10 protein-coding genes are annotated in these 15,053 nt (G+C 31.7%); 6 read left to right on the top strand and 4 right to left on the bottom strand.

What is annotated here, in order from left to right:
• Positions 1–10: 10 nt before the first annotated feature.
• The 4 genes from ACXQH5_RS04280 to ACXQH5_RS04265 all read right to left on the bottom strand — a co-directional run bounded on the left by ACXQH5_RS04280 (position 11) and on the right by ACXQH5_RS04265 (position 4,909).
• Entirely contained in the window at positions 11–931 is a 921-nt protein-coding gene (locus ACXQH5_RS04280) for an ABC transporter permease (RefSeq protein ID WP_000806121.1), read from the bottom strand.
• Positions 928–2,094 (bottom strand): ABC transporter permease, encoded by a 1,167-nt coding sequence (locus ACXQH5_RS04275; RefSeq protein ID WP_000848770.1) that lies wholly within the window; start codon positions 2,092–2,094, stop codon positions 928–930. Before ACXQH5_RS04275 ends, ACXQH5_RS04280 begins: the two co-directional genes overlap by 4 nt.
• Positions 2,095–2,161: 67 nt before the next feature.
• The gene (locus tag ACXQH5_RS04270) at positions 2,162–3,685 is read right to left on the bottom strand and encodes a DUF6583 family protein (protein ID WP_000038520.1); all 1,524 of its coding nucleotides are present in this window, start codon (positions 3,683–3,685) and stop codon (positions 2,162–2,164) included.
• A 330-nt stretch (positions 3,686–4,015) separates the two neighbouring features.
• Positions 4,016–4,909: a CHAP domain-containing protein gene (locus ACXQH5_RS04265; RefSeq protein ID WP_000751196.1), complete on the bottom strand. Its 894-nt coding sequence runs from the start codon at positions 4,907–4,909 to the stop codon at positions 4,016–4,018.
• Between the two features lie 247 nt (positions 4,910–5,156).
• Here ACXQH5_RS04265 and esxA point away from each other — a divergent pair, with 247 nt between their 5' ends.
• The 6 genes from esxA to essC all read left to right on the top strand — a co-directional run bounded on the left by esxA (position 5,157) and on the right by essC (position 15,051).
• Complete coding sequence (gene esxA, locus ACXQH5_RS04260; protein ID WP_001240826.1) at positions 5,157–5,450, top strand: WXG100 family type VII secretion effector EsxA; 294 nt, start codon at positions 5,157–5,159, stop codon at positions 5,448–5,450.
• An 82-nt stretch (positions 5,451–5,532) separates the two neighbouring features.
• Positions 5,533–8,562: a type VII secretion protein EsaA gene (gene esaA, locus ACXQH5_RS04255; RefSeq protein WP_000728936.1), complete on the top strand. Its 3,030-nt coding sequence runs from the start codon at positions 5,533–5,535 to the stop codon at positions 8,560–8,562.
• Complete coding sequence (gene essA, locus ACXQH5_RS04250; protein WP_000928935.1) at positions 8,562–9,020, top strand: type VII secretion protein EssA; 459 nt, start codon at positions 8,562–8,564, stop codon at positions 9,018–9,020. Before esaA ends, essA begins: the two co-directional genes overlap by 1 nt.
• A complete protein-coding gene (gene esaB / locus ACXQH5_RS04245; protein ID WP_001071606.1) occupies positions 8,992–9,234 on the top strand; it encodes a type VII secretion protein EsaB in 243 nt (80 codons plus the stop codon). Before essA ends, esaB begins: the two co-directional genes overlap by 29 nt.
• 12 nt (positions 9,235–9,246) lie before the next feature.
• Positions 9,247–10,581 (top strand): type VII secretion protein EssB, encoded by a 1,335-nt coding sequence (gene essB, locus ACXQH5_RS04240; RefSeq protein ID WP_000240338.1) that lies wholly within the window; start codon positions 9,247–9,249, stop codon positions 10,579–10,581.
• A 21-nt stretch (positions 10,582–10,602) separates the two neighbouring features.
• Positions 10,603–15,051 carry a type VII secretion protein EssC gene (essC, locus tag ACXQH5_RS04235; protein WP_000549292.1) on the top strand — a complete coding sequence of 1,483 codons (4,449 nt, stop codon included), beginning with the start codon at positions 10,603–10,605 and terminating at the stop codon, positions 15,049–15,051.
• Positions 15,052–15,053 lie beyond the last annotated feature (2 nt).

Here is a 15,053-nt window from a genome sequence, read left to right as displayed (position 1 = left end):
TTACGCTCCTTTACATGAAAATGGTCAAGTATACGATACCCATAGCAAGTGCATATATAAATGTCATGAATAATCGATGACTTATTGTTTGAATATGGAATAAGATAAAGACGATACCTATCTCATAAATCAATATAAGTAACAGTGATTTTAAGTAAAATATTAAGCTGAGTGGTTGAGACAAATATAGACTAACTGCCAATAGTACCAACAATAACAAGATCGTATGTGTCATTACATAAGTACTATATAGTTTGAAACGGCTTAAATGATATTGTGATAATCGTTGCAATGCTGCTTGTTGGTTTAAACGATAATGAAGTACTACTTGAACAGCGCTAACAAATAAAATCACCGCAAAGATTAAGCTAATTGAAATAGAGTGTTGTGCTTGTTTAGTAAGCGACACAAATTTGATTTTAGATTCAGGTGTATGTTTATGATAGGACTTGTTGATAGCATCGATGGATTGATGCTGTTTCATATCCTCAAGGTGTTCATAAATAATGTTAGGAATTTGCTGTTCATATAATGAACTACTAACAATTTCTACAGCAATACCACCTATAAAGTCATCTCTACCATATAACTGTATCGTTTCTTTTAAACGGTTCTCTTTTAATTTTTGAGAGAAACCTTTAGGAATTTGCATATTTAAAATAGCTTCCTTTTTAGTAACATCATCCTCAATATAGCTTTCATCTTCATCGACTTTTTTAATAGTTACATAGTCAGATTGTTTAATTTTATTGACGAATGATTTTGATGCAGTGGTTTGGTCTAAATCTTGAATGGTAATCGGTATTTTGAAGTTGTCATGTGCTACACGGTAACCCATACCAATAAGTACGAGTGCGATGACAATGGTTGTTACGAGCAAGATGTATTGTAACCATTGCTTGAACACAACAAGTTGTATATAAGGCTTCATTGACGATACCTCCAAACCAATACAGCTAAATTAATTATCAAAAGTGCGATGAAGATAAGGTAGAAACTAGGGTGCAGTTCTAAAATGTAGTTGTTTAAAATAATTTCTAACAATTGATTTGTTACAACTGCGAATGGTTGAATATTGAAAACGCCATTTGCTATATGTTGTAAAAAAATCGTAGGTATTGTTAAACCAGATAACACCAGGATGACAATAGTTAATATGACTTTACTAATACTATTCAACAAGCCTGTTGTTAAAAGTTCGATGATTAATAACCACAGTATTAAAAAGGTAACATAATAGCTTAAATGAATGGCTAACGTTGGCCAATTATATAATTCAAAGGTATTCGGAATACTGAATATAATCCAAACTACACCAACGATACTCCATAACATAGTATAAAACCATGTAATCAACGCACGAATGATTAACAAACGCTCTTTAGAAAAATGAAACATTTTCAATCGCGCTTTCAATACAGTATCTTGATTCATTTTCAAAACTGTAAATAAAGATAGTGCAAAGATGAATACCGTTGTTAAAAATCCTGTAATTGCATAATAACTGCCCGTATCGTATAAATGAATCGGTTCTAAGTTAAATGCACCTGAACGGTTTAATCCTGTAATCAGCAAATCAGTCATAACATTGATACTGTCAGAATGTGATGCTTTCGGTGCTAAGTCTTGAAAAGCTAAGATGCCACCCATTGATCGCATAAGACGTTGGTAAACAGAATCTGTTAGCTGAGATAGCACGACACTTTTCATGGATTGTTGATCATATGTATATACTGAAATTGGTAGTTCGCCTTGTTTATAAAATGCCTTGGTCATACCTTTATCAAAGACAAAGTAGCCTTGAAGTTTCTGCTGTTTTAGCAAAGTATGTGCTTGCTTATCATCATATGCTTTAATGCTCACATTTTTACCTAGGTTACTCCCTTTACCAATAGAGTTTAAGATTAATTTCGTTTCACTTGATTGATCTTTATCTACGACACCTATATTAAAATGATTGTCATCTTCTGTTACATGTTGGATCGTCGTTAATGTAATAAGGAGTGCCGCTAATATAAATAGTAAATAGATAATCAAATACCACTTTTTCAATAAAAAAGAGTGGTAGATGCGAAACAAATGTATTGTTTTCATTTAACCACTCCTCCAATGATAAGATTGAAAGGCAAGATGACCTTCCAATCTTATTTTTATATTTTAGTTATTTAGATGCCTTTTTTAAAATTGATTCAAACATTTTGCCGCCATTTTTTTCGATTTCTTTTTCAAGTTTTTCACGGTCTTTTGAAGATAGACTATTGAAATCTTTCGCACCACTATCATCAAAATCAATATCTGCTTTCAATTTTGTGCTGGATTTTAAAATGAAATTAATTGGTTCTTCAGCATATTTGATGCCAATATTTAACGTAGATTTCTGAGTGTTATTTTTTACGTCAGAATCTATATTATTTTCAAAAGTGAATTCATTTTCGTCGCCATATTTATCTAATGCGACAGTGATTTTACCTTTATCTTGACGTTTTGTGCCATCTACTTTTTCTTGGTTATCTAATTTGATTTTTGATTCATCATATTCTGTCTTTTTACCAAATTCGTATTTATCATTGTATTTATTGTCTTTTTCCTTAGAAGATACGCCTTTAATTGTATATTTCGCTTCAGCATACGTGTATTTATCTTGATCGAAATCAAGTGCGTAATCTAGTTTTAACTTATCGTCTTCTAAAGTATTAGTACCTTTGATTTTAGTTTTATTATTTTCTTTGTCTGTAATAGTAATTTCTCGTTTTACAATCGTATGTTTTTCGGTATAAATTTTAGATTGAATTTTAGCAAATTCATCCTTTTTAGTTTCTTTGACATCGTCAATTGCTTTTTTGATGTCCTTATCAAAGTCTTTTGTAGCACCTTGTTCTTCCATTAATTTTTTAAGGTCTTTATCCTTTTTAGCTTCTTCTAATACAGCTAATGTGATTTTTTTAGTGTCAGCTCTGCTAAGTGTTAACGTGACAGGTCTAACTTTGTACTTTTCACCATTAACCTTAATTTCTTCTTTTTTACCTTTATCAAAATTATCGTCATCTAATTTGTCGACAATAAGTTCGGAATATTTTTCGGCAATTTTGCTGTAGTCACTTTGTTGTGCTTGAGCATTACTAAAAAGAGTATTTAAATTTAGTTGTTGGTTTGTAATACCATTTTCTTTTGCTGTTTCTTCATCTTCACCTGTAAGTTTTGAATAAGTTGATAATAAATCAGAATTATTAACACTATATTTCCCTTTAAATAATGGTGATTCGAAATAATGCTTATCTTTATCTGCAGCTAACTGGAATTTCCCTAATGCAGAGTCTGCTATTGTTGGTTCAAGATTAATCATTGATTTCTCTTTTTTAGGATCATGTCCATATGACATTTTAATTTTAGAAGCATTAACAACAGATTTAGGAATACCAAGCCCCTTAACAATTTCATCTGATGCATCTGCGCTTAATTCTAATGAAGATAAAAATGAATTATCTTTCATCTTTTCTTGGAACTTCACTTCGTTCTCAAAACGGTCATTAAAATAATCTTTATACATTTTTGCAGTTTGTTGTTCACTTTTTAAGTATGTATTTTTCGGTGTGTTTGCAAAAAATGCATAAACTCCCCATGCGATTCCACCTATTAATAATAAGACAATAATAATAGGAATTATAATTTTTAACTTTTTAGACATTTTGCTTCCTCCCAATTATTTATGAGTTAATCATATCAGAACAATACATTTTATTAAATGGTTTATTTTAAATTTTGTTTAAATTAATAGAATTTTAGTTATAATAATGTTTAATAAGTTATTGAAAATCTAATAAACTACAAAAAATAGTTTGATTACATAATGATTCTTGAAAAATGTTGGTTAAGTTTAAGGTGACAAGTTATTGCAATTTTGAAGGTAGACATCATATTTTATAATCGGATAACATACAAAATAAAGCGACCAATTTTGCAGTGTTACGAATTGTAAACTGAGAACTGGTCGCTTTTTATTGATGTCATGATTAATTTAATGGATGTAATTATATGATGAAACTTCTGAAGCAGAGATGGTTCTTGATGAAACGATATATTCACCAATCCAATTCATTTCTGAAATTAGAATACTTCCATCAATATTAACTTTCTCAACGTAGGCTACATGGCCAAATGGACCGTTTACTGTTTGTAAAATTGATCCTCGTGTTGGGTGTCTATCTACTTTGAAGCCATTGCTTGAAGCTTGGCCTGCCCAGTTTTTAGCATCCCCCCAAAATGTACTAATCGTGTGTCCATCTTTGGCGCGTTTATCAAAGACATACCATGTACATTGTCCAGCAGTATATAAGTTGTTCTTACTTGTGATAAGAGGCTGATCAATGATTTTACCGTTACCTAATGCTAAAGGTTTACCGTCAGCAGTCTTTGCTTTGTCATTAAATTCGGCGATTTGTAATTCGTCATACAATTCGTCTAAATCGATGCCTGTAATAAGCCCTTTGTTATCTTTTGAAAAAGCGTTATTTAATTCATCGTCATTGTCTTCGACATTCGGTATTGCTGGTGTCAAAGGATTGCTTGGTGACGTTTGAGGCGGTGTGTGTGAATCAATTGCGTCATTAATGTGCGTATACTGACCACTTAATGAAGAATGGTACTGATTGTTGTTAAGATCACGTTGATTTGCGTGTTGATGATTGTCGTTTGTACGTGACTGATTTTGATGATTGTTGTTTGGCGCGTTGTTTTTGTCATAAGTATAAGTATACGCGTCGGTGTCTTTATTCACTTTGAACTGTGCGTTTGGGTGTGCTTTCTTTGCTTCTTCTAATGTTTTGCTATCATTCGTGTATGCTTGAGCCGAGTTAGGCGACATACTAAATAAAGTAAGAGTTGTCATCGTCAGTAAAATTGTTTTCTTCATAATAACCATTTAATCCTTTATGTATTTAATTTAATTTTAGTATACACATTTATATTACAAAAATGAATGGTTAATTAAAAATATATGGGTATATTCAATATATTTATTTAAAAAAAGCTAAAAATACTTAAAAAACTATATACATATACTAATAATTTATATATTATTTGAGTAAGGAGCACTTTTTCAAAAAATAGTGTCCCTAAAAAGTTTTGATAAACTTAAAATATTCAGGAGGTTTCTAGTTATGGCAATGATTAAGATGAGTCCAGAGGAAATCAGAGCAAAATCGCAATCTTACGGGCAAGGTTCAGACCAAATCCGTCAAATTTTATCTGATTTAACACGTGCACAAGGTGAAATTGCAGCGAACTGGGAAGGTCAAGCTTTCAGCCGTTTCGAAGAGCAATTCCAACAACTTAGTCCTAAAGTAGAAAAATTTGCACAATTATTAGAAGAAATTAAACAACAATTGAATAGCACTGCTGATGCCGTTCAAGAGCAAGACCAACAACTTTCTAATAATTTCGGTTTGCAATAAGCATTCTGAAATTGGCAAAGTCACATTTTCTAATGTGGCTTTGCTTATCATTTTTTAAGAAAACAACTGAAAGGAAATAAGCATGAAAAAGAAAAATTGGATTTATGCATTAATTGTCACTTTAATTATTATAATTGCCATAGTTAGTATGATATTTTTTGTTCAAACAAAATATGGAGATCAATCAGAAAAAGGATCCCAAAGTGTAAGTAATAAAAATAATAAAATACATATCGCAATTGTTAACGAGGATCAACCAACGACATATAATGGTAAAAAGGTTGAGCTGGGTCAAGCATTTATTAAAAGGTTAGCAAATGAGAAAAACTATAAATTTGAAACAGTAACAAGAAACGTTGCTGAGTCTGGTTTGAAAAATGGCGGATACCAAGTCATGATTGTTATCCCAGAAAACTTTTCAAAATTGGCAATGCAATTAGACGCTAAAACACCATCGAAAATATCACTACAGTATAAAACAGCTGTAGGACAAAAAGAAGAAGTAGCTAAAAATACAGAAAAAGTTGTAAGTAATGTACTTAACGACTTTAACAAAAACTTAGTCGAAATTTATTTAACAAGCATCATTGATAATTTACATAATGCACAAAAAAATGTTGGCGCTATTATGACGCGTGAACATGGTGTGAATAGTAAATTCTCGAATTACTTATTAAATCCAATTAACGACTTCCCGGAATTATTTACAGATACGCTTGTAAATTCAATTTCTGCAAACAAAGATATTACAAAATGGTTCCAAACATACAATAAATCATTATTGAGTGCGAATTCAGATACGTTCAGAGTGAACACAGATTATAATGTTTCGACTTTAATTGAAAAACAAAATTCATTATTTGACGAGCACAATGCAGCGATGGATAAAATGTTACAAGATTATAAATCGCAAAAAGATAGCGTGGAACTTGATAACTATATCAATGCATTAAAACAGATGGACAGCCAAATTGATCAACAATCAAGTATGCAAGATACAGGTAAAGAAGAATATAAACAAACTGTTAAAGAAAACTTAGATAAATTAAGAGAAATCATTCAATCACAAGAGTCACCATTTTCAAAAGGTATGATTGAAGACTACCGTAAGCAATTAACAGAATCACTACAAGATGAACTTGCAAATAACAAAGACTTACAAGATGCGCTAAATAGCATTAAAATGAACAATGCTCAATTCGCTGAAAACTTAGAGAAACAACTTCATGATGATATTGTCAAAGAACCTGATACAGATACAACATTTATCTATAACATGTCTAAACAAGACTTTATAGCTGCAGGTTTAAATGAGGATGAAGCTAATAAATACGAAGCAATTGTCAAAGAAGCAAAACGTTATAAAAACGAATATAATTTGAAAAAACCGTTAGCAGAACACATTAATTTAACAGATTACGATAACCAAGTTGCGCAAGACACAAGTAGTTTGATTAATGATGGTGTGAAAGTGCAACGTACTGAAACGATTAAAAGTAATGATATTAATCAATTAACTGTTGCAACAGATCCTCATTTTAATTTTGAAGGCGACATTAAAATTAATGGTAAAAAATATGACATTAAGGATCAAAGTGTTCAACTCGATACATCTAACAAGGAATATAAAGTTGAAGTCAATGGCGTTGCTAAATTGAAAAAGGATGCTGAGAAAGATTTCTTAAAAGATAAAACAATGCATTTACAATTGTTATTTGGACAAGCAAATCGTCAAGATGAACCAAATGATAAGAAAGCAACGAGTGTTGTGGATGTAACATTGAATCATAACCTTGATGGTCGCTTATCGAAAGATGCATTAAGCCAGCAATTAAGTGCATTATCTAGGTTTGATGCGCATTATAAAATATACACAGATACAAAAGGCAGAGAAGGTAAACCATTCGACAACAAACGTTTAATTGATATGATGGTTGACCAAGTTATCAATGACATGGAAAGTTTCAAAGACGATAAAGTAGCTGTGTTACATCAAATTGATTCAATGGAAGAAAACTCAGACAAACTGATTGATGACATTTTAAATAACAAAAAGAATACAACAAAAAATAAAGAAGATATTTCTAAGCTGATTGATCAGTTAGAAAACGTTAAAAAGACATTTGCTGAAGAGCCACAAGAACCAAAAATTGATAAAGGCAAAAATGATGAATTCAACACAATGTCTTCAAATTTAGATAAAGAAATTAGTAGAATTTCTGAGAAAAGTACACAATTGCTATCAGATACACAAGAATCAAAATCAATTGCAGATTCTGTTAGTGGCCAATTAAATCAAGTCGACAATAATGTTAATAAGCTACATGCGACAGGTCGTGCATTAGGTGTAAGAGCTAACGACTTGAATCGTCAAATGGCTAAAAACGATAAAGAAAATGATTTATTCGCTAAAGAGTTTAAAAAAGTATTACAAAATTCTAAAGATGGCGACAGACAAAACCAAGCATTAAAAGCATTTATGAGTAATCCGGTTCAAAAGAAAAACTTAGAAAATGTTTTAGCTAATAATGGTAATACAGACGTGATTTCACCGACATTATTCGTATTATTGATGTATTTACTTTCAATGATTACAGCATATATTTTCTATAGTTATGAACGTGCCAAAGGACAAATGAATTTCATTAAAGATGATTATAGTAGTAAAAATCATCTTTGGAATAATATCATTACGTCAGGTGTTATTGGTACAACTGGTTTGGTAGAAGGATTAATTGTCGGTTTAATTGCAATGAATAAGTTCCATGTATTAGCTGGCTATAGAGCGAAATTCATCTTAATGGTGATTTTAACTATGATGGTCTTCGTACTTATTAATACGTATTTACTAAGACAGGTAAAATCTATCGGTATGTTCTTAATGATTGCTGCATTGGGTCTATACTTTGTAGCTATGAATAATTTGAAAGCAGCTGGACAAGGTGTGACTAATAAAATTTCACCATTGTCTTATATCGATAACATGTTCTTCAATTATTTAAATGCAGAGCATCCTATAGGCTTGGCGCTAGTAATATTAACAGTACTTGTGATTATTGGCTTTGTACTGAACATGTTTATAAAACACTTTAAGAAAGAGAGATTAATCTAATGTTGATGAATAGCGTGATTGCTTTAACTTTTTTAACAGCATCTAGCAATAATGGCGGACTTAATATTGATGTGCAACAAGAAGAGGAAAAGCGAATCAATAATGATTTAAATCAATATGATACAACGCTATTTAATAAAGACAGCAAAGCGGTTAATGATGCGATTGCTAAGCAGAAAAAAGAACGACAACAACAAATAAAAAATGATATGTTTCAAAATCAAGCGAGTCACTCGACTCGCTTGAATGAAACTAAAAAAGTGTTATTTTCCAAATCTAACTTAGAAAAGACTTCGGAGAGTGATAAAAGCCCCTATATTCAAAACAAGCAGGAGAAAAAAATATTCCCGTACATTTTGATGTCTGTAGGGGCTTTTTTGACTTTAGGATTTGTCATTTTTTCAATTCATAAAGGGAGACGAACGAAAAATGAATCAGCACGTAAAAGTAACATTTGATTTTACTAATTATAATTACGGCACATATGACTTAGCAGTACCAGCATATTTACCGATAAAAAACTTAATAGCTTTAGTATTGGATAGTTTGGACATTTCAATATTTGATGTCAATACACAAATTAAAGTGATGACGAAAGGTCAATTACTTGTTGAAAATGATCGACTCATTGATTATCAAATCGCTGATGGAGATATTTTGAAGTTACTATAGGAGGAAAAATAGATGGTTAAAAATCATAACCCTAAAAATGAAATGCAAGATATGTTAACGCCTTTAGATGCTGAAGAAGCAGCTAAAACAAAATTACGCTTAGATATGAGAGAGATTCCTAAGTCTTCAATTAAACCAGAACATTTTCATTTAATGTACTTATTAGAACAACATTCTCCATATTTTATAGATGCTGAATTAACTGAACTACGTGACAGTTTCCAAATACATTATGACATTAATGACAATCATACACCTTTTGATAATATTAAATCATTTACTAAAAATGAAAAATTACGTTACTTACTCAATATCAAAAATTTAGAAGAAGTAAATCGTACACGCTACACATTTGTGTTGGCACCAGATGAATTATTTTTCACAAGAGATGGATTACCAATTGCTAAAACAAGAGGTTTACAAAATGTTGTTGATCCATTACCGGTGTCAGAAGCTGAATTTTTAACAAGATATAAAGCACTGGTTATCTGTGCATTCAATGAGAAACAATCATTTGATGCTTTAGTTGAAGGAAACTTAGAACTACATAAAGGAACGCCATTTGAAACTAAAGTTATTGAAGCGGCAACTTTAGATTTACTAACGGCATTTTTAGATGAACAGTATCAGAAACAAGAACAAGATTATAGTCAAAATTATGCATATGTACGTAAAGTAGGACATACCGTTTTTAAATGGGTTGCTATCGGTATGACAACGTTAAGTGTTTTATTAATTGCATTCTTAGCCTTTTTATATTTTTCAGTAATGAAGCATAATGAGCGCATTGAAAAAGGATACCAAGCATTTGTAAAGGATGATTATACGCAAGTACTAAATACGTATGATGATTTAGATGGTAAAAAATTAGATAAAGAGGCACTTTACATTTATGCCAAAAGTTATATCCAAACAAATAAACAAGGTTTAGAAAAAGATAAGAAAGAAAATTTACTTAATAACGTGACACCAAATTCAAATAAAGACTACTTATTATATTGGATGGAATTAGGACAAGGACATCTTGATGAAGCGATTAATATAGCCACTTATTTAGATGATAACGATATTACAAAGTTAGCGTTGATTAATAAATTAAATGAGATTAAAAATAACGGAGATTTATCGAATGATAAACGTTCTGAAGAAACGAAAAAGTATAACGATAAATTGCAAGATATTTTAGACAAAGAAAAACAAGTTAAAGATGAAAAAGCGAAATCTGAAGAAGAGAAAGCAAAAGCGAAAGATGAGAAATTAAAGCAACAAGAAGAGAACGAAAAGAAACAAAAAGAACAAGCACAAAAAGATAAAGAAAAACGCCAAGAAGCTGAAAGAAAAAAATAGTATAGGACTGAGGCAAAGACAATGCATAAATTGATTATAAAATATAACAAACAATTGAAGATGCTCAATTTGCGAGATGGTAAGACATATACTATTAGCGAAGACGAGCGTGCAGATATTACGTTGAAATCGTTAGGCGAAGTCATTCATTTAGAACAAAATAATCAAGGTACTTGGCAAGCGAATCATACTTCTATTAATAAGGTGCTTGTTAGAAAAGGTGACCTTGATGACATTACATTACAGCTTTATACAGAAGCTGATTATGCATCATTTGCGTATCCTTCAATTCAAGATACGATGACAATTGGACCAAATGCGTATGATGATATGGTTATTCAAAGCTTGATGAATGCCATCATTATTAAAGATTTTCAATCAATACAAGAATCACAATACGTACGCATTGTGCACGATAAAAATACAGATGTGTATATTAACTATGAACTACAAGAGCAACTAACGAACAAAGCTTACATTGGTGATCATATTTATGTTGAAGGGATATGGCTCGAAGTACAAGCTGATGGTTTAAATGTATTGAGTCAGAATACAGTGGCATCGTCATTAATTCGCTTAACACAAGAGATGCCACATGCACAGGCAGATGATTACAATACGTACCATCGTTCGCCAAGGATTATTCACCGTGAACCGACCGATGATATTAAGATTGAAAGACCACCACAGCCAATACAGAAGAACAATACAGTGATATGGCGTTCCATTATACCGCCATTAGTAATGATTGCTTTAACTGTTGTCATCTTTTTAGTGAGACCAATTGGTATTTATATTTTAATGATGATTGGTATGAGTACAGTAACGATAGTATTTGGTATTACAACGTATTTCTCTGAAAAGAAAAAGTATAACAAAGATGTTGAAAAACGAGAGAAAGATTACAAAGCTTATTTGGATAATAAATCTAAAGAAATTAATAAAGCGATTAAAGCACAACGTTTTAGTTTGAATTACCATTATCCAACGGTTGCTGAAATTAAAGATATCGTTGAAACGAAAGCACCAAGAATATATGAAAAAACATCGCATCATCACGATTTCTTACATTATAAGTTAGGTATTGCGAATGTAGAAAAGTCATTCAAATTAGATTACCAAGAAGAAGAATTTAATCAACGTCGTGATGAACTATTCGACGATGCTAAAGAATTGTATGAATTTTACACAGATGTAGAACAAGCACCATTAATTAATGATTTAAATCATGGGCCAATTGCATATATTGGTGCACGACATCTCATTTTAGAAGAATTGGAGAAAATGCTAATCCAATTGTCAACATTCCATAGTTATCATGATTTAGAGTTTCTATTTGTGACACGTGAAGATGAAGTTGAAACATTGAAATGGGCACGTTGGTTGCCACATATGACATTGAGAGGTCAAAACATTAGAGGGTTTGTTTACAATCAACGAACACGTGACCAAATTTTAACGTCAATTTATAGCATGATTAAAGAACGTATCCAAGCTGTGCGTGAACGCAGCAGAAGTAATGAGCAAATTATTTTTACACCGCAATTAGTGTTTGTCATTACAGATATGTCATTAATTATTGATCATGTCATTTTAGAATATGTAAACCAAGATTTATCAGAATATGGTATTTCATTAATCTTTGTTGAAGATGTGATTGAAAGTTTGCCAGAGCATGTAGATACCATTATTGATATCAAGTCTCGTACTGAAGGCGAACTGATTACGAAAGAAAAAGAATTAGTTCAATTGAAATTTACACCTGAAAATATTGATAACGTCGATAAAGAATATATCGCGCGACGTTTGGCGAATTTGATACACGTCGAACATTTGAAAAATGCAATTCCTGATAGTATTACATTTTTAGAGATGTATAACGTGAAAGAAGTAGAACAGCTTGATGTGGTTAATCGATGGAGACAAAACGAAACATACAAAACGATGGCAGTACCTTTAGGTGTAAGAGGTAAAGATGATATTTTATCATTGAACTTACATGAAAAAGCACATGGGCCACATGGTTTAGTTGCTGGTACCACTGGTTCAGGGAAATCTGAGATTATCCAATCATACATTTTATCTTTAGCTATTAATTTTCACCCTCATGAAGTTGCATTCCTATTGATTGACTATAAAGGTGGGGGTATGGCGAACTTATTTAAAGATTTAGTCCATCTAGTTGGTACGATTACAAACTTAGATGGCGATGAAGCGATGCGTGCCTTAACATCAATCAAAGCCGAATTGAGAAAACGTCAACGTTTATTCGGAGAGCATGATGTTAACCATATTAATCAATACCATAAGTTATTTAAAGAAGGTATTGCGACAGAACCAATGCCACATTTATTCATTATTTCCGATGAGTTTGCCGAATTAAAATCAGAACAACCTGATTTTATGAAAGAACTTGTATCAACGGCACGTATTGGACGTTCGTTAGGTATTCATTTAATACTTGCGACACAAAAACCATCGGGTGTTGTTGATGACCAAATTTGGTCTAACTCTAAATTTAAATTGGCATTAAAAGTACAAGATAGACAAGACAGTAATGAAATTTTAAAAACACCAGATGCAGCAGACATTACATTACCAGGTCGTGCGTATTTACAAGTTGGTAATAATGAAATTTATGAATTATTCCAATCTGCATGGAGTGGTGCAACATATGACATCGAAGGCGATAAATTAGAAGTTGAAGATAAGACGATTTACATGATTAATGACTATGGTCAACTTCAAGCGATTAACAAAGACTTGAGTGGACTTGAAGATGAAGAAACGAAAGAAAATCAAACTGAGTTAGAAGCGGTTATCGATCATATAGAATCTATTACAACGAGATTAGAAATTGAAGAAGTTAAGCGTCCATGGTTACCACCATTGCCAGAAAATGTATATCAAGAAGATTTAGTAGAAACAGATTTTAGAAAATTATGGTCAGATGATGCAAAAGAAGTGGAATTAACATTAGGACTTAAAGACGTACCAGAAGAACAATATCAAGGGCCGATGGTATTACAATTGAAAAAAGCTGGTCACATCGCGTTAATCGGAAGTCCAGGATATGGTAGAACAACGTTCTTACACAACATTATTTTCGATGTTGCAAGACACCATCGTCCTGATCAAGCACACATGTACTTGTTCGATTTCGGTACCAATGGTTTGATGCCAGTCACAGACATACCGCATGTTGCTGATTACTTTACAGTAGATCAAGAAGACAAGATTGCGAAGGCGATACGGAAGATACATGATATTATTTCTGAGCGAAAAAGACTATTAAGTCAAGAGAGAGTAGTTAATATAGAGCAATATAATAAAGAAACTGGAAATTCAATTCCAAATGTTTTCTTAATTATCGATAACTACGACACGGTGAAAGAATCACCATTTATGGAAGAATATGAAGAAATGATGTCTAAGGTAACACGTGAAGGTTTAGCGTTAGGGGTATACATCATTCTTTCAGGATCAAGATCAAGTGCAATAAAATCAGCTATATTTACTAACATTAAAACAAGAGTTGCGCTGTACCTCTTTGAAAACAATGAATTAACAAATATTATTGGTTCTTATAAAAAAGGTGTGAAAGATGTTAAAGGTAGAGCTGCAATAAATGATGATAACTTCACACAGTTCCAAATTGCGCAACCATTTGAATTAGCAGAAGGACAAACATATAACGAGCACATTAAAAATGAAGTAGCACAAATGAAAGAATTCTATGTAGGAGATTATCCAAAGCATATTCCAATGATGCCAGATAAGGTATTTATGGAGGATATTCGAGAAGCATATGATTTGGAAAAAATCATTCATGAAGAACACAAATTACCATTAGGATTAGACTTTGAGGATGTGGAACTAGTTAGTTTAGATCTGACAAGTTCTTCGATTGTAACAGCAATTAAACCAACTGAGATGGAAAAAATGAATGATGTTATAATGTCTAGTTTATCAGTATATAGTAAAAACCAATTTGTTATCTTGGTTGATGCAGAAGATAATATGAGCCAGTATGCAGAAGATGTAACCTCTTATTATTCAGCACCATCAGATTTGAGCAACATTAGATTAGGATTTAAGCAAGAAATAGAAGCAAGGAAAAATGGCGAGAAAAGTATAGAGGAATGCAAGATTGTATTTATAAATAATATTAAACGATTCAATCAATTAACTGGAATGACAGAAGATGAAATTCGTGTGTTATTTAATGAAGGTCAAAAAGTTAATATTATCATTATTGCAAGTGGACTATACTCAGATACAATTGGTGCATTTGATAGAGAAAGTAAAATGATGGTAAGAACTATAAATCAAGCTTTGATTAGTCATAAGATATCGGAACAAGAATTTATAAGAGTTAAAGATCGATTTGGTGAACCAGAATTAAAAGTGGGAGAAATGTATTACATTAATAATCAAGAATATCAAAAAATAAAACTAATGGAGGGATAGAG

This window comes from Staphylococcus sp. SA22 (assembly GCF_054165785.1).
Note: the sequence above shows the minus strand (reverse complement) of the source record. Positions and strands in the feature narration are given on the sequence as shown.

Bases quoted from the DNA above. Each gene is read 5' to 3' on its own strand.
- ACXQH5_RS04280 (WP_000806121.1), bottom strand. From the start codon at position 931: ATGAAGCCTTATATACAACTTGTTGTGTTCAAGCAATGGTTACAATAC.
- ACXQH5_RS04275 (WP_000848770.1), bottom strand. From the start codon at position 2,094: ATGAAAACAATACATTTGTTTCGCATCTACCACTCTTTTTTATTGAAA.
- ACXQH5_RS04270 (WP_000038520.1), bottom strand. From the start codon at position 3,685: ATGTCTAAAAAGTTAAAAATTATAATTCCTATTATTATTGTCTTATTA.
- ACXQH5_RS04265 (WP_000751196.1), bottom strand. From the start codon at position 4,909: ATGAAGAAAACAATTTTACTGACGATGACAACTCTTACTTTATTTAGT.
- esxA (WP_001240826.1), top strand. From the start codon at position 5,157: ATGGCAATGATTAAGATGAGTCCAGAGGAAATCAGAGCAAAATCGCAA.
- esaA (WP_000728936.1), top strand. From the start codon at position 5,533: ATGAAAAAGAAAAATTGGATTTATGCATTAATTGTCACTTTAATTATT.
- essA (WP_000928935.1), top strand. From the start codon at position 8,562: ATGTTGATGAATAGCGTGATTGCTTTAACTTTTTTAACAGCATCTAGC.
- esaB (WP_001071606.1), top strand. From the start codon at position 8,992: ATGAATCAGCACGTAAAAGTAACATTTGATTTTACTAATTATAATTAC.
- essB (WP_000240338.1), top strand. From the start codon at position 9,247: ATGGTTAAAAATCATAACCCTAAAAATGAAATGCAAGATATGTTAACG.
- essC (WP_000549292.1), top strand. From the start codon at position 10,603: ATGCATAAATTGATTATAAAATATAACAAACAATTGAAGATGCTCAAT.